The organism is Haloarcula sp. Atlit-47R, from assembly GCF_003665985.1.
GTDB classification, from domain to species: Archaea; Halobacteriota; Halobacteria; order Halobacteriales; family Haloarculaceae; genus Haloarcula; species Haloarcula taiwanensis.
Window position 1 is genome coordinate 190,830 of record NZ_QPLQ01000004.1, and the last position, 16,190, is coordinate 207,019.

At 63.0% G+C, this 16,190-nt stretch carries 12 protein-coding genes; 2 read left to right on the forward strand and 10 right to left on the reverse strand.

Annotated features, from left to right (window positions below; all coding sequences use genetic code 11):
• Nucleotides 1–8: 8 nt before the first annotated feature.
• The 4 genes from DVK00_RS15755 to DVK00_RS15770 all read right to left on the reverse strand — a co-directional run bounded on the left by DVK00_RS15755 (nucleotide 9) and on the right by DVK00_RS15770 (nucleotide 8,330).
• Nucleotides 9–1,043 carry an NAD(P)/FAD-dependent oxidoreductase gene (locus tag DVK00_RS15755; protein WP_121512262.1) on the reverse strand — a complete coding sequence of 345 codons (1,035 nt, stop codon included), beginning with the start codon at nucleotides 1,041–1,043 and terminating at the stop codon, nucleotides 9–11.
• A 71-nt stretch (nucleotides 1,044–1,114) separates the two neighbouring features.
• A complete protein-coding gene (locus DVK00_RS15760) occupies nucleotides 1,115–2,161 on the reverse strand; it encodes a hypothetical protein (protein ID WP_121577983.1) in 1,047 nt (348 codons plus the stop codon).
• 110 nt (nucleotides 2,162–2,271) lie between these two features.
• Nucleotides 2,272–6,336 (reverse strand): CARDB domain-containing protein, encoded by a 4,065-nt coding sequence (locus tag DVK00_RS15765; protein WP_233560819.1) that lies wholly within the window; start codon nucleotides 6,334–6,336, stop codon nucleotides 2,272–2,274.
• Between the two features lie 338 nt (nucleotides 6,337–6,674).
• Entirely contained in the window at nucleotides 6,675–8,330 is a 1,656-nt protein-coding gene (locus tag DVK00_RS15770) for a tRNA uridine(34) 5-carboxymethylaminomethyl modification radical SAM/GNAT enzyme Elp3 (protein ID WP_121577985.1), read from the reverse strand.
• Nucleotides 8,331–8,438: 108 nt separating this feature from the next.
• Between DVK00_RS15770 and DVK00_RS22310 the strand changes: the two genes are divergently transcribed.
• Both DVK00_RS22310 and DVK00_RS15775 read left to right on the forward strand, forming a co-directional pair.
• Nucleotides 8,439–8,573, forward strand: a complete 135-nt coding sequence (locus DVK00_RS22310; protein ID WP_255410223.1) for a hypothetical protein — start codon at nucleotides 8,439–8,441, stop codon at nucleotides 8,571–8,573.
• A gap of 359 nt (nucleotides 8,574–8,932) precedes the next feature.
• Complete coding sequence (locus DVK00_RS15775) at nucleotides 8,933–10,825, forward strand: methyl-accepting chemotaxis protein (RefSeq protein ID WP_101350129.1); 1,893 nt, start codon at nucleotides 8,933–8,935, stop codon at nucleotides 10,823–10,825.
• 3 nt (nucleotides 10,826–10,828) lie between these two features.
• On the opposite strand, the gene DVK00_RS15780 is transcribed toward DVK00_RS15775, so the two are convergent.
• The 6 genes from DVK00_RS15780 to glmS all read right to left on the reverse strand — a co-directional run bounded on the left by DVK00_RS15780 (nucleotide 10,829) and on the right by glmS (nucleotide 15,991).
• Nucleotides 10,829–11,317 carry a cupin domain-containing protein gene (locus DVK00_RS15780; protein WP_101350130.1) on the reverse strand — a complete coding sequence of 163 codons (489 nt, stop codon included), beginning with the start codon at nucleotides 11,315–11,317 and terminating at the stop codon, nucleotides 10,829–10,831.
• A gap of 40 nt (nucleotides 11,318–11,357) precedes the next feature.
• Complete coding sequence (locus tag DVK00_RS15785; RefSeq protein WP_121577986.1) at nucleotides 11,358–13,559, reverse strand: DHH family phosphoesterase; 2,202 nt, start codon at nucleotides 13,557–13,559, stop codon at nucleotides 11,358–11,360.
• Nucleotides 13,560–13,623: 64 nt separating this feature from the next.
• Nucleotides 13,624–13,887 (reverse strand): hypothetical protein, encoded by a 264-nt coding sequence (locus DVK00_RS15790; RefSeq protein ID WP_101350132.1) that lies wholly within the window; start codon nucleotides 13,885–13,887, stop codon nucleotides 13,624–13,626.
• A 26-nt stretch (nucleotides 13,888–13,913) separates the two neighbouring features.
• Nucleotides 13,914–14,546 (reverse strand): YIP1 family protein, encoded by a 633-nt coding sequence (locus DVK00_RS15795; protein ID WP_101350133.1) that lies wholly within the window; start codon nucleotides 14,544–14,546, stop codon nucleotides 13,914–13,916.
• Between the two features lie 151 nt (nucleotides 14,547–14,697).
• A complete protein-coding gene (locus DVK00_RS15800) occupies nucleotides 14,698–15,276 on the reverse strand; it encodes an NADPH-dependent FMN reductase (protein ID WP_121512257.1) in 579 nt (192 codons plus the stop codon).
• Nucleotides 15,277–15,544: 268 nt separating this feature from the next.
• Nucleotides 15,545–15,991 carry a methylaspartate mutase subunit S gene (glmS, locus tag DVK00_RS15805; RefSeq protein WP_101350135.1) on the reverse strand — a complete coding sequence of 149 codons (447 nt, stop codon included), beginning with the start codon at nucleotides 15,989–15,991 and terminating at the stop codon, nucleotides 15,545–15,547.
• Nucleotides 15,992–16,190: the final 199 nt, after the last annotated feature.

The window sequence follows — 16,190 nt, forward strand, 5'->3', positions numbered from 1 at the left end:
GCGTTCCGTTACCCACCGTCGGCGATTGCCTCGCCCGTCTCCAGTCCGTTCCGCAGGGCCGCGTGGAGCCGACCCTCGCCGGCCACCCAGTCCCCGGCAAAGTGCAGGTCGTGCTCGGCGGCACACGACAGCAGGTCGTGGTCGACTTCGCCCTCGGGCTGGGAGTAACGCCAGTGCTGGTGGTCGGCCCAGTCGGGGTCGGCCAGCCGGTCGTCGCCGAGCAATCGCGCCGTCCGCGCGGCGATGTCGTCGACGAGCGAGTCGGGGTGTTCGTCGTAGTTCGCAATCGACCACGGCTCGTTCATCTGGACCAGCAGCAGAGACTCGCCGTCTGGGACGTGGCCGTCCTTGCACTCTTCGCGGCCGATCCAGCCGATGTCGTGGTCCTTATCGCTGTTGACCGCGGCGTACCACGGCACGTCGAGTTCGAATGGATAGTGCAACACCCCAGCGATGACCGTTCGGTAGGGGACCGACGCGATCTCCTGCCGAAGTTCCCGGCAGTCGTCGTGGTCCCACCGCGACTGCCCCAGCAGGTCAGCCGTCTGTGGGGCTGGCGGTGTCAGCAGCGCGGCGTCGAAATGCCCCAGGTCCGCTCCGTCGTCGTCCTCAAGCTGCCAGCCGTCGCGTTGTCGCTCCAGACGCTCGACCCGAACGCCGTTCTCTATCTCGGCGTCGGTCTCGTTGAACAGCCGTTTTGCAATCTGTGTAATGCCTGCCTCGTACGTCCACTTGTGTTCGTCGGCGTCCCGGCCGACATCGATGTCGCCGGTCCTGTCGAACGCATACACCGGTTCCTCGATATCAACGAGTCCCTCGGTCGGGAGCGTCTCCGTGACCAGTTCCGTCACGCGGCCGTCGTCTGCCTTGAGATAGTTCGCCCCGTACTCGTACGTGCAGTCGCCCTGTCGCCGGGTCGCAGCGCGCCCGCAGACGCCGCGGCTCTTCTCGAACACTGTTACGTCGACTTCCGCGTCGTGGAGCGCGTATGTTGCCGCCGCACCGGCAGCGCCGGCACCGACGACGGCGAGGTCACGAGCCATATTGACCAGTCGGACGGTACGAGTAAAAATCCACCACACAAGCAGTTCGGACCGCCCGCCAGTGGTCCGATTCAGCGGCCCCGGCCGCGCCGGAAGCCCTGACGCGTCCAGCAGATGACCGTGAGTATCGTGATAGCGACGCCCGCCTGCGCGAGTGAGAACCCGGGGCCTTGGGCCGCGGTCGTTGCCCGGTCGTCACTAGCAGCTCCGGAAAGGGACTGGTTTTCGACGGTGAGCGGGCCAGCGGCCTTGCCGTTGACCCGAACGGTTCCGTTGACCGCCTCGAACTCGGTCTCGACGACGATCTCTTCGCCGGGGTTGAGCGCCACTCGGTCCCGTGCCACGGGTTCGCTGTCGACTGTCACAATCAGTGTCTCGTTGACCGGCCGCGAGCGAGTGTTCGTTACTGTTGTTCGCACAGTCGTATTGAACCCGGCCCGGACCCAGTCAGCCGACAGTGACGCATCCGAAATCCGGACATCGGCGCTGCCCTGCCCGGTCGGCGTGGGTGCCCCGTCGGTGTCCGCTTCAGTTTCCATCCCGAACCCGACGGTTCCGTTCTCGCTACCGGCCGTGTTGTCAGCAGGCGCGCCGCCGCCCGCCGTGTTCTGTGTAGTCGTGTTCTCCCCGTCGTCTGAACCATTCGAGCTATCGCCTGAACTGTCCGAATCATCGGAGTTCCCGTCATCGTCGTCAGAATCGCCTCGGTCAGCGCCGTCGTCGCCGTTTGTCTCCTCCCGGCTTCCGTTCTCGGTCGGTTCCTCTGTCTCCGTAGTTTCTGTAGGTTCCTCGGTTTCAGTCGGCCCCTCTGTCTCGGTCGGCTTCTCTGTCCTCTCAGTTTCTGTGGGTTCTTCAGTTTCAGTCGGCTCCTCGGTCTCTTCGTCAGTCTGCTCACCGTCATCCGGTGTGTCTGTCCCGTTGACCTGCCCGAGTAGTGTCCCTGTGTGGCGGTCGAGAACAGACGAAACGGCGGTCCCGGGTGTGCTTGCTGTACCGTCAGTCCCGCTCTGTGGACTGGCGTCAGAAGCGACCACGCCGCCGACGGCGAAGACAGATGCGAACACAGCGATGGCAAAAACGACGGCGACGGCAGTACAGAGTGTTCTGGCCCCGCTCATACAGTGGTGTACGTGAGTAAAGGATTAGTTACGCAGCAGCCAAACCGCCGGTAAGGTCGTCCGTCCGACACTGAAACAGGAGCGATAGAACGTCTCTGTCGGCTGGGGCCTCACACTCGTCGACGGAGGCGGGCGAAACCGGTGATCAGCGCCAACACGATTGCGACTAGCTGAACAGTAAATCCCGGGCCGGACGCTGCGACCGTTTCGGCGGCTGGCTCTGCGCCACCACCGCTTTCACCAGTCTCGTCAGCCCCGGAGCCGCCCGTGCTCTGTGCAGCATCCGAGCCGACGCGGAGGTCACCGGCACTGACGCCGTTGACTGCGACTGGGCCGTCGACAGCCTCGAACTCTATCGTCACAGTAGTTTGTTCGCCGGCGTTGAGTCGAACGGTCCGAGAAGCGACCGAATCGCCGCCGACGGTGACTGTCAGTGCCTGCTCGACGGTTTCGTCGCTCGGATTCTCGACTGTCGCTCGCACTGACGTGTTGAAGCCAGCCCGGACCCAATCAGCCATCAGGGACGCATCAGCAACGGTGAGTTCGGCGGGCGTCGGCGCCGATGCATTCGTCGAGGGCGCCACTGTCGTCTGGGTGGACCCATTAGCGACCGGGGAAACGATAGCAAGGGTTGCCAGGTTTGGCGATGTCGCCCGAATAGACCTGTTCGTTCCGTTTACCGTACTCGGTAGCTGACTCCAGGACTCGTTGTGGTACTGATACACCCGGACCGCGTCCATCGACCCGTTGTCCGGAAGCGCCGATTCGTTGAGCTGCAGCGTGTACGTCGCCCGGCTGACGGCAGACGCATTCGCGCCGGAGGTGACAGTCACGTACCCGCGCACACCGTCTTCCTGAACCGCGGCCATGTCGTTCGGCGTGGCGTGCGGACCAAGCAGTGTCGTGTTGAACCCAGCACTGTCATTAGTCACGTTGAGCGAGAGCGCCGAGAGAGTGATCACCGGCGCGGTCTCGGACGGCCCGGAGCGGTTCAGCGACTGGGAGACCGTCGAGTTCGCAGCGTCGGCGGACACCCGGACGGTGACCCCGTTATCGATCTTGGACTGGGAGATAGCGGGTGCCTCTGCGCCGCCGCCAGTGTCGGTCTCGTCCGAGTCATCATCGAAATCGAACCCGCCACCACCGCCACCACCACCGCCACCTCCGCCACCACCGCCTCCGCCGCCACCGTCACTACTGGCTTCAGCTTCGACGGCGAGCGTTTCGGTAGGGGTGTTGCCAATAGAGAGCGACCGGTTGCCCTCATTGTCGAAGGAGATGCTGAATGACACAGTTGCAGTTTCTCCGCCGGCAATCGGACCGATGGTTTTGGACTTGAGTGTCTGATTGCTCGCTGCGAGCGCCGCGGTGTAATTCCCACTCTCCGTGCCGACATTTGCGACAGTCGCTGTCACGTCCACTGACTCACCGGTGTCGACAGACTGATTGCTCAGTTTTGCGTCGCGGACCTCGAACGTCGCGGGTTGTGTCACTGAGATAGTTCCGCCAGAGTCACCGTTGACTGCCACGTTGTACTCGCCGCCACTCTCGAAGACGTAGACGAAGGTAACCTCGGTCTGTTGTCCGCCCGAGAGCGTGGCGTTCGTCGTGTCCGCGATATCAGCGTTGGTCTGGAGGCGAACCGGGGAGGTGCCCGTCTCGTCACCGTTGTTGACGACTGTGGCAGTCACCGCCACGGGTTCGCCTGTCCGGGCGGTCGTTCGGTTCAGTTCGACGGCGGCCGTGTCGAACGCCGCCGGTTCCTTGACCGTGACCGTGCCCGCCCGCTCGCCATTGATAGCAACCACGTAGTTCCCGCTGTTGTTGAAGACGTGTTCGTACGTGATTTCCGTCGCCTCGCCGCCGGCTACGGTCACTTCCCGGCTCTCAACGACGGAATTTGCGACTGAAAAGGTGCCCGTGACGTTCCCCGTCCGCCCACCGGTGTTCGTTACAGTCGCGCTGAGTTCGACAGCGCCACCTTGGGTCACGGATTCGCTACTGACCGCCGCGTTGCTGATTTCGAACGTCGCCGGCTCAGTGACGGTCACACGGGCCCCGAACTGGTTGTCGACGGCGATGGCTCGCGTCCCCGCATCGCTGAACGACTGGACGAACGTGACGGTCGTTTCCTCGCCGCCGTCGAGTGTCACCGATTGCGTATCTATCGTGGTACCATCTTCCTGCAACCGCACATCGGCCGTCCCGGGCTGGTCGCCCTCGTTCCGGACGGTCGCGGTGACCGCTATCGACTCTCCGGTGATGACATCCGTTCGGTTCAAGTCGACAGCGGTGGTTTCGAACGTTGCCGCCTCAGACACGCGGACCGTCCCGACCCGCCCGTCGTCAAGGTCGATAGGGTATGCGCCGACGGCAGTGAACGGCTCCGTGAACGAGACGGTCGTCGATTCTCCAGGTTCTAGTTGCAGTTCCGCGGCATTTTTCCGCTCGTCAGCGACGGTAAGCGGGACCTCATAGCTACCGGCCTGGTCGCCGGTGTTTGTGACCGTTGCAGTCACCGCGACGCTCTCGCCCTCGCTCACACTCGTCGTGTTCAGCGCCCTATCAGATACCTCGAACGTCGCTGGCTGCTCCACTGTGACCGTCTGCGTCTCGCTCCCGACCGTGAACTGGTACGTCCCGGGCTCATCGAACGTTCGCACGTACGTTTCCGTCCCGGAGTCGCCCGGGGCAAGGTCGAACGAGACGGTGTCGACGACTTCGGTCTCCGTTTCGATCCAGAACTCCTGCTCTGCGGTCACGGCCCCGTCGTTCCTGGCCGTTACTGTCAGCTCTGCCGCGTTGCCCCGGGTGACCGTCGTTCGGTTCCAGCTCGCATCAGTGACCTGCATATCGGGCTGGCCGACGGTCAGGGTGCCGGCGGTGACATCTCCGACCGTGACTTCGTGGTCACCCTCGTCAACAGCACCGTCGAGTCGATAGAGTAGTGTCTCGTTGACTGTCTCTCCGGCCGGAACCGTCGTCGACTCCTGTCCGACCTGCGTGCCGCCGACGTCGATTGGCAGCGTTATCGTTCCGGCCTGTCCACCAGTGTTCTCCACCGTAACCCACAGCTCCGGCTCACGGGTCCCGATGCCGCCCGTGTCCGTGTCAGTATTGACCTGGGTGTCGATGAGCCCGGCGTCCCGAACCTGAATCGAGGCCTCGTCCGCAACTTCGACAGACCCGACCGACTCGCCGTTTACTCTCAGGGCATACGTCCCTTCGGTGTCGAAGGTCGGCGAGAACGTCAGCGTCTCCGTCTCGCCGTTCTCGATTTCAACGGTCCGGGTGGCGATTTCGATGCCGTCAGCCTGCAGCACGACCGTCTCTGTCGCCGAGCCGTCTCCGTCTCTGGGGTTTGCCATCCGAGCGGTGAGTTCGACTGGCTCATCCGTTACTGTCGATTCGTCGCTTAGCTGCGAGTACTCGACGGTGAACCGAGTGGACTCCTCAATGGTGATTGTCGGGTTCGAATCCCCACCAGCTTGCAGTTCGTATTCCCCGGCAGACAGCTCGTCGAAGGTCCCGGTGTCCAGCGTCCACGAAGCCGTTTCCGTGTCGCCGCCACCGACCTCGACATCGAGTTCGTTGACCATCTGAGACTCTCCGGTGTCCGTGTTCTTCAGCGTCGGTGTGATGGTCAGCGCGCCGGTTTTCCCGCCGGTGTTTTCCAGCGTGTGCGTTACTTCGATGTGTTCACCTCGCGTGACCGTAGTTCGGTTGACGGCCGTCTCAATGACCGTGATACTCGGCGGTTCGACGACGGTCACCGTCCCGGCTGAGACACCGTCGACGGCGAGGTCGTATTCGCCCGTGTCATCAAGCGTGATTGGGACGCTCTCCGTCTTCTGCCGGCCGCCGTCGACGGCAACGTCGACTTGCTTAAGTTCCTCGTCGTCTGCCGTGACCGTTACCTGTTTCGTGCCGTTGACGCCCCCGGAGTTTTCAGCCGTGAACGCCACTTGAAACCCTACGCCAGAAACGACTGAGAACGGCGTGTCGTACGTCCCAGAACTGTTGGTTTTTGTCGCTGACGCGTCGGTCACTTCGATAGTCGCTGTCTCGTGATTGGCTGCCGTTGCGACACCCGGTCCAAACATCGGGGCCGTCGACACCGCAACCACAGCCAGTAGCGTCATCGCTGCTAGCCACAGGCCCGTACTCTTACCCATGGGAGGGGCGATGACAGTATGGTAATTAGTTAGCGGGAACGAATCGCGGAGTAAGGTACTATTATCGCGTATACTGTCCGCTACCGCCGGTTCTCGTCTAATAAGGGCCGAGACCCGGCATTATAGGTAATGGCCCGTTCGCCGCGCCCGGCCCACAGGGCTGGCGCGTCGGTATACATATAGTCCCTCAAACGCCGGCCGTTCTTTCGCTCATCGCCTGGCTCCTGCCGCGCGATGCAGCAACTCCTGCTGGCCAAACACACAACAGCATGGTTCCACAGCCACACTCTGTCGACAGGACGCTCGGTCACATGCCCGGGCAGCGGATCAGAAAGCCATCAGAGACGCTTGCTCACGTACGGCCCGTCCTGCTTGTACCCGAGTTTCTCCCGGTAGTACTGCCGGACGCCGATACCGGAAATGACGGCCAGCTTCGGGAAGCCGGCGTCTCGGGCCAGTGCCTCGGCTTTTTCCAGCAGTTTCTTGCCGTACCCCTTGTGCTGGTGGTCGTCATCGTCACCTTCCTGCCCGACGCCGACAGCGTTGCCGTAAACGTGGAGTTCACGGACGATTGCGGCGTCCTGTAGCTCCCGGCGGACCGGGTCGTTCGGGAACCGAAGCCGGCAGAAGCCGACGAGTACGTCGTTGTCGAAGTCCTCGAAAGAGATGAAGTGTTCCGTGCCGCCACAGGCCTCGTAGGTCATCACGCCGAGTTCGATGTTCTCGGCGGCCTCGTCGCTGTGTCCGGCCTCGCGACAGCGGATGCAGTCACACGTCCAGTCGTGTTCTTCCATCCGCTGCCAGGCGAGCTGTCGGAGGTTCGACTTCCAGACGCCGCCCTCGATGAAGTCCGCCGGGATGTCCCGCTGGACGCGCTGGAGGCGAGTGTAGCGGGGGATCATGTCTTTGATTTCGGCGACCAGCTCAGCGGCCTCGTCGTTGGAAAGCGGGTCGAACTCGTCCTTGCGCCACCAGTCGTAGGTGACGGTTCCCTCGACGATCAGCGTCGGGTATATCTTGAGGTAGTCCGGCCGCCAGTCGGTCTGCTCGAAGATGCGCCGGAAGTCTTCCAGACACATCTCCCTGGACATCCCGGGCTGGCCCGGCATCATGTGGAAACCGACTTTGAACCCCGAATCGCGTAGCCGGCGGTTCGCGTCGATGGAGGCCTGAACGCCGTGGCCGCGGTGCATCTCGCGGTTGATGCGCTCGAAGGTCGTCTGGACGCCCACCTCGACTTTCGTGCCCCCGAGGTCCAGCATCCGGTCGATCTGTTCGGGGTCACACCAGTCGGGCTTTGTCTCGAAGGTCGTGGCGACGTTTCGGACGTCGGCGGTCTCGTTCTCGGCGATGACGTCCTCCAGATAGCGGAACTCGTAGTCGTCCTCGGCGAAGCTCACGTCCTCTGCGGGCGTCGGCTCCGCGTCGACGTCGAAATCGTTCATCGCCTCCAAGGCCCGCTTGACGAACCACTCCTGATAGTCGTGGCTCCGGGCCGTCATCGTCCCGCCCATCACGATGAGTTCGGCCTTGTCGACGGGGTGGCCGATCTCCCGCAGTTGGTTGAGCCGGAGGGTGACCTGACCGTACGGGTCGTAATCGTTCTGTTCCCCGCGTGCGGCCGCGGGTTCATGCCCAGTGTATGACTGCGCGGAGGAGAACTCCGAGTCGGGGCCGCCGGGACAGTACAGGCACTTCCCGTGAGGACACCGCTCGGGCGACGTCATGATCGCGATAGGGGAGACGCCTGAGGCGGTCCGAACCGGCTTGCGCTGGAGCACCTCCTCCAGCACCTCGCGGTGCTCCTGTGGCGCGTAATCGAGTAGTTCGGAGTTTTTTGGCACTTTCGGCGCGGAGTACTCCCGGCAGACATCAATCTTGGCTGATTCGACGTCGTCGCGTTCGACCTCGCCTGCGAGAATCCGGTCGACCAGCTCCGCACACACCTGCTGGAAGGTCTCTGTCTCGTCTGGGTCCGGCGTCTCCGTGCTCATCGGCGTTGTGCGAAATCGGCTCCTCGGCCGAATAAGCGTGTCGCTCGGGTATCGTCAGCGACAGGGGATAGCCGTGGGGTTCATTGTGCTGTCATACCAAGGTAGCACATGAGCAGTGACGCTGACGACACCGAGGGCCTCGACCGACCGACCTTCCGCGGGTGCGTGTTCTGTTACAGTGCGGAGTGGGCATACTACGGTGCGAAGAAGGCAGTCAGGTCTGTCTCGGCGACCGATACGTAGCGGGCTCCGAGGTAGCCAGCAGCGAGTGAGCATTTGAGACAGCCGCTAAAACGTCAGCTCTTGACCTCAGAGAGCCGGCTCTGTTATCTCAGTTGATACTACTGGACGAGCCTTCTGTGTTTGAGCGGGTCGAGTGAGTGCACGGACACGGTCTTGCCGGGCTGAAACCGCTATCGGGAATCCGTGGGTAGCGAGTGGCCTGAACACTACGCCCGTCTGTAAACGTAAACAGCAGACGGTGCCGACTTCAGGGGCGGCGATAAGCTCTTCAATATGTCTGTTCCGTGGTTATTCGCCAGTTCAGGGACTGATAATCTGCGCGAAAGGGTTAATTTGTGATAGTCGTACCATGTGTACATATGGCACAGCCAACGGGAGATATTGGGCAGCCAACAGACGGCAATCCAGGCCCAGTCGAGCGGCTAGAAAGCTTCGTATCCTATATCCCAGACGGGTCGACAATCCCGGACAAACAGTGGCGTAACCGACACCGGAGCGTGGTGCTTGTGACGTTGCTGCACATACCGTTTCTGTTCGGGCTCGGAGTCTACAGCGGGTCGACTCCGATAGCTGAAGCGCAGATCCCCGCTACCGCGCTGCCTCGGGTCCTCCTGCTTTGTGGGGTTGTGTTCGCCCTGTCGGCGGGGAGCCTCATCAAACGATTCAGGCGGCGTGTCAGGACGATTCTCTCGGTCACGGGTGTGTTCGTTTCGTCGCTCGCTCTCGTCCAGTTCTCCGGCGGCTATATTGAAGCCCACTTTCACTTCTTCGTCGGGATGGCGATGGTCGCCGTGTACGAGGACTGGGTCCCGTTCTTATGGGGACTGGCGTACGTGGTTCTCACCCACGGCTACTTCGGAACGATCGACCCGAGTCGCGTTTACAACCACACGGCAGCGATTAACAACCCCTGGGTGTGGGGGCTTATCCACGGAGGGTTCGTCCTGATGCTGTGTGTCGCCCTTGTGAACAACTGGGTGTCGACTGAGCGGTCACGCGAGAAATCGCGAGCGCGTTTCGAACAGGCCGAACAGCGCGCCTCGGAGATTGACGATCTCCAGGCCAAACAAGAAGAGATAGAGCGGCAACGCGCCGAAGCCAAGAAGGCCCGCGAGAAGGCGGAGGAGAAAATGCAGGCTGCCGAGCGGCAAAACACGGAACTCCAGGAGACAGCCAGCAGATTCAGCGAGGCGATGGCGGCCGCTGCCGACGGTGACCTGACGGTTCGCGTCGACCCCGACGTGGCCGACAACGAAGCGATGGCACAGATCGCTGAGTCGTTCAATCAGATGATGACGGAGACGGAGTCTGCGATGGAAGAGATACAGGCGTTCTCAGAGGAGGTTGCGTCCACGAGCGATCAGGCCACGGCCGGTGCCAACGAGGCAACGGAGGCCAGCGAGGACATGAGCGAGTCGATTCAGGGCATCGCCAGCGGGGCGGTCGACCAGCGTGAGATGCTCGAAACCGTTTCCAGCGAGATGACTGACCTGTCGGCGACCGTCGAAGAGGTCGCCGCGTCCGCCGAGACCGTCGCGGAGCGGTCCCGCGAGACGGCCGAAATAGCGGACACCGGCGAGGAGACGGCACAGGAGGCGATTGCGGGGTCCCGGGAGGTCCAGACCGCCATCGATTCGACCGTCGAAAACGTGGAGCGGCTGGACGAGAAGATGGCCGAAATCGGCGAGATCGTCGATCTCATCGGCGACATTGCCGAGCAGACGAACATGCTGGCCCTGAACGCCAACATCGAGGCTGCACGGGCCGGGAACGGGTCGGGCGGCGACGGGTTCGCCGTCGTCGCGGACGAGGTCAAACAGCTCGCCGAGGAGACGCAAGCCTCGGCGACCGAAATCGAACAGCTCATTGCCGAGACCCAGGCGCAGACCGAAACCACGGTCACGGAGGCACGGGGTGCCAAGGAGGATATGCAGGAGAGTACGGAAGCCGTCAAGGAGGTCGTCGATACGTTCACGCAAGTCGCCGAGAACGCAGAGGCGACCGACAACGGGATTCAGGAAATCAGCGACACGACGGACGACCAGGCCGCCACGACTGAGGAAGCGGTGTCGATGGTCGAGGAAGCCGTAGACATCAGCGAGGCGACCGCCGCGGAGACCGAAACCGCCTCCGCGACCGCACAGGAACAGGCCGCGTCCATGTCGCAGGTCAGCGCCAGCATCGAATCGCTGGCCGAGCAGTCCGAGCGGCTCCAGACGATGCTGTCCGAGTTCGAAGTCGGCAGCCGCTAAGATTCACTCGTCCCAGTACTCCTTTTTGGCGTTTATATCGAGATACGTCGACAGCGTCCGGTCTGCTTTCTCGCCGCCAGGGGGCGACCCTGCGTACAGCCCGACCATCTCCCGGTCGGGGTAGACGGTAATGTCCGGCTCCTCCATTGTCGAAACCATCAGCAGTCGGAGTTCAGACTCGCCGGCTTCGATTTCGTGTGTACTCTCCTCGCCAGCCGGGAGCGCAACGTAATCGCCCCGTTCTAGCGTGTGTTCTTCGGCCTCAGGACCGAGCCGGAGTGTGCCCGTTCCGCCACGGACGAATATCGCTTCCTCGTTGCCCTCGTGGTAGTGGCGCACCCAGAGCCGCTTGCCCGGCGGCACGGCGTAGAGGCTCGCACCGAGTTGCTCACCGCCGGCGGCGTCACCGATCTGCTTGCGCTTGAACGTCCGGTCGCCGTGGTCGTGGTCGGTCCAGTCGAGGTCAGCTTCGTTGACGGGGCCGTCGCTCATGCCCGGTCAGACTGCCAGCAGAGAGAAAAAGCCTCTTGCGCTACAGTTCGTCGGCCAGTACGTCCAGCGTGGCGTCGAGGACGGCCGGGCGTTCGCCGGCCAGATAGCGAATGGTCCCCTCGCGGACGCTCCGCGTCGCGACGCCGCCTTCGGGAACTCGCTCGCGGACCTCGTTGACTAGCTCGTGCAGGTCCAGCTCGCCGTTGGCACGGATATACATCGTGTCCGTCGAGATGCCGAGCACGGCGTCGCTCTCGTCTCGGACATCCCGGTGGAGTTCATCGAGCAGGAGCGACTCCGGCGGGAACTCGTACTGGTGGGTGAACGCGTCCGTATCGAGGACGGCGATGTCGACATCGCCGACGGTCCGGTGATCGAGGTTGGCACGGGCGGTGGACACCTCTTCGTCGACCTTCTCGCGGAACTGCTCTGCAATGTGGCCGGCCAAGCCGCCCACATCCTCCTCGTCGTCACCGAACACGAGGTCGGTGATGAGTTCGCGCTTGTCCTCGTAGGACTGGTAGTGGGCCTCCAGCGCGACGGCTTCGCGGAGCTCCGACACCGCGGTCTCGTCGTACCCCGCCTCGCTGGCGGCGTCGACGTACGGCTCGGGGATATCCTCCCAGAAGCTCACAGCCGGAAGGTGTTGCAGGTCGTCGCGAACGTTCTCGTTGACGTGTGCAGCGACGTTGGCTGCGAGCGCTGTCGACGTGGTCTCGGAAACGGTGTCAGCGGACGGCGAAACGACAGCATCGACCGTGTCGACGACCGCGCCGTCGACGTCGATGTCGTCGATGACGACGCTCGGCGCGCCGTAGACGTTCAGCAGGTCGAAGCCGTCGAGACTCTCACGCGTGCCACCGGCGGCGACGAAGACGAACAGCGGGAGCTTCTCCTCGTGGCGCTCCCGGTTGTCCAGCATCGTCGTCGTGTCTTTCGTCGCGTCGTCCATGTCGTAGACGCCGCCCTCGATAGGTCGCCGGTCGAAGTAGTGATACTTCGCGTCGGCGCGGCGGTGCTGCTCGGTGACCAGCGGGAGTGCCGCGCGTTCGAGCGCGCTGCCGGCGAGATAGCCGTCCGCGGTGTTGGCGTGGCGGACGATGACCGGTCGGTCGGTCAGCACGGCTTTCCGGATCTGGGTCGCCGCTTCGACTAGTTCCTCTGAGAGGTTCGCGACCGCCGTATCGTCGGCGAGCGGCTCGACCGTGTCAGGTCGGGCTTCGTCGTCAAGGGCGTCGGCAAGTCGCTGTTCGACTTCCTCGCGCTCCTCGGCTTCGAGGACATCGAGCTCCTCGGTCTCGACCTGCAGTTCACCGCGACGTTCGCGGACTTCGCCTGACAGTCGGATGTAGTCGTCTTCCTCGACCTCGGGGTAGGCACGGACGCCGGCCTCGACGAAAGCCGCACAGTCGACGGTACCGGTCTCGTCCTGTAGTTCGAATACCGTTGGCCCGGAGGTCTGCCGGATACCGACGACTTCACCTTCCAGTCGAACGTCCGCGCCGACGTGGTCGTCGAGGTCGCCGATAGCCGCGGCGACCGGTTCGGCGGTAGTCGCCTCGTCCGTCTGCTCCTCACTCTCCGCGACGGCTTCGTCGCCGGACTCGGTGACGGCAGCGGTGTTCGACCCGCCGTCGTTGCCACCGACAGCCGCAGTGCCCTCGACGCGGTCGGCGTCGTTGGCCCGGCTGACAGCACCGGCGCTTGCGGTACTCTCGGATTCAGACTGGCTCGTGCCGGCGTCGTCTTCCGAACTCGATTCGTCGTCGCTCTGGCTTGGTGACTCGTCGGCTGTCGATTCGGACTCGACCTCGTCGGAGCCGTCGTCGGACTGTGCTTCGTCTTCGTCGTCCTCGTTCTCAAGCAGGACAGAGTGTCCGATCTCCGGGTCGTCGACGAGGACGCCGCGGAACTCGCGTTCGGACTGGCGGATCGACCAGCCGAGGTCGACGTTGCCGTTGTCACGTACGTTCTTGACCTGGACGTAGACGGTGTCGCCCGACTCCCAGTCGAGGGAATCGAGCCGCTGGTCCAGTTCGCTCCGGTGGAGCAGCCCCGTTACGCTGTCGCCGATGTCGACGAACACGCCGAACTCGGCGAAGCCGTCGACACTGCCGCGGTAGTAGCGGTCGACCGATAGCTGGTCGGCACGCGAGCCACGGAACTCGAACAGGGCGTCCTCCTCGTGGAGGTCACAGATGCGTCCTTCGACAGATTTGCCGCAGATGATACACGAACCCATTACACGGTGCAAGCATGTCGGGCCTAAAACGGTTGTCGAATTCCGGACGAACGGAACGGGGCCGCTATTCGAACATCTCGCTCTCTTCTTCGAGCATCTCAAGCCCTGTAGCGACGGCTTTCGCCTGCTCCGGGAACAGAGCGACTTCGATTTCGCTCCCCTGTTCGTCTTCGAAGGCAATTTTGACGCGCTTGTCGCCGTACTCTCGAACGTCGACGCCTTCCACGTCGTACATCTTGATCGTCGCTTCTTTGTTCGACGGGCCAACGCTCTTGAACGCGCCATCTTTGAGTTCCAGCATAAACTGGTCGATGTCGATACTGAGCATCGTGGAGAGATGCACGCGGGCAGCCCCTAAAACCCGTAGTCGGCGACCAGCACCGAGAGGGCGTGGAAGCCGCGGAAGCCGTAGCCGAAAATAATGGCGGCGGGGATGGCCCCGACGATCGCCGCCACCGGGAGCCTGACGTTGTGGACTACAGCAGTGCCCAGCAGATATAACCCCGCACCCCAGGCGGTGACGAGAACCCGGACCTCGGCGCTGGGCAGCCCAGCCAGCAGGCAGGGGGCCATCGCGTAGCACATCACCTGTACAGTTTCGCTCACGCCACCGCGGTCCGACGCGACGGGGAGCAACAGCAGGGTCTGCAACGCTGCCGTCAGATGCACCGTCGCCGGCGTGACGAACACAAGGATAGCAAACAGCGCCAGCACCGCGACGCCGGGCGAGAAGCCGCCGATAGCGGGGTACTCAAACGGCCCCGTAGACAGGAGGCCCCGCTGGGCCAGTTTGACGACGGCGTACCGGCTCACCTCCTCGAAGAGGACCACCGTCGCGGCGAACACCAGTCCCGGTGCCTGGTCGCCCGGTGCGACGCCGGCGCGAAAGAACCGCCGCGGACGACTGAGTATCTCGACCCACGCGCGCAGTAGCGCGGTCGGCCCCCGGTCCCGGCCGCCGGTCGGATTCTCGACCCACTGAGTCACGCCGCAAACTTGGGCGCGAGGCGGTTTGACCGTTTCCTTCTCTCGGTCAGCAGCCTGCCGTTGGCCGGACACGCACGACGGTATGTGCGGCTAATCGTCTGCACCCCCGGATCACACGCTCACGGCTCGGACGCGCACACGGTCCTCGCCGCTAATCGTCTGCGCCGACGTTCTCCGCGCTCTCGAAACACGCCGGGTCCGGCTCAATGTTCGCGTACTGGACTGCTTCCTCACCGAGCGTCGTCACCCGGTCTTCGATGTCTGCGTCAGTTATCCGGCCGTCAGCGACGTAATCACCTGCGTTCGGAACCGCGGCCTGATGCGGGATGACCCAGCAATTCAGTGCCCGGCAGACCGAGCGGAGGTGTTCGAGCGCGGTGATCGGAAAGCCCCCGCCAGCGACCGCAAGCAGCCCCACAGTCTTGTGTTCGAACTCGTCGAAGCCGCAGTAGTCGAGTGCGTTCTTCAACGCACCGGAGTATGACCCGTGATACACCGGCGTCCCCAGCAAAATCGAATCAGCCGCGTGGACCCGGTCAGTGAATTCGACGGCGTCGCCTACCTCGCGGTGGTCGGCATCGAACACCGGCAGGTCGAACTCCCGGAGGTCCAGCAGTTCCGTCGTCGCTCCCATCTCTTCGGCAGTGGCGAGCGCGCGCTTGATAGCAACTCTGGTGTAGCTCTGGTCTCTGAGACTACCGACGACGCCGACGACGTGTGGTTCGGCCATGACAGGGCTATGGAGTGGACCCGGTATATCAATGGGGGTGACAGAGTGTGTCGCTGGTCTCGGTTCCGTTGCCGGAGTGTCACGGCTACGGTCCGTTGGCCGACGTCAGTTGTCGTGGTACACGTAGAGACGGCTGAGATACGGTGCTATGTGGCCCATCCGTACCGGTCGTACAGCGTCCCGGGCTGTGCGTGGTCGACAGTAGCAGTAGCCGAGAGTGATTGCACAGGGGTCGCCGGCGCAAGCGTCTGAAGCAGCAGTCTGTGGGTCAGGAGCCGAGCTGAATTTTCTCCGACGAGGCCTCTTCGCGGGAGCGGTGGCCGAGGTCGGCCTTCAGCGCCTCAATGGCCTCCTCCGGGTCGGTCTCCGAATCGAAGACCCGGTCGAAACCGAGCGCTTTGAACGTCTCGCGCGTCTCCTCGAAGGAATCCTGTCCGACAGCGAGGTTGCCGCCGATGTACGTCGTCACGTCAAGTCCTGCCTCATTGATCTGCTGCTGGAACCCCTGACAGTCCTGCTCGGCGTGGCCGTACAGCGACGACACGAGTATCGCCTCGGCGTCGTGTTCATCCGCGGCGTCGATGAACTCCGACTGGGACGACTGGACACCGAGGTTGACTACGTTGAACCCTGCCGCTTCGAACGCTCGTTCCAGAATGGTAATCCCAACGACGTGCGCGTCGGAGCCGATGACACCGAGGATGACTGTCCTCATACAAGAGCATCAATGGGTGTCAACTACATAAACCTAATGATAAACCATGATAGATTATGCGAACAGTTCACACACGCTGGGGGAGGATATTAGCCATGATAGCCCAAACGAACCGATAGACACAGCATATGGTACGCGACACGCCTCAGCGGTCGACCGAGCCACCGGGACTGCACCGTCTGTCGCATCAGTCCACTCA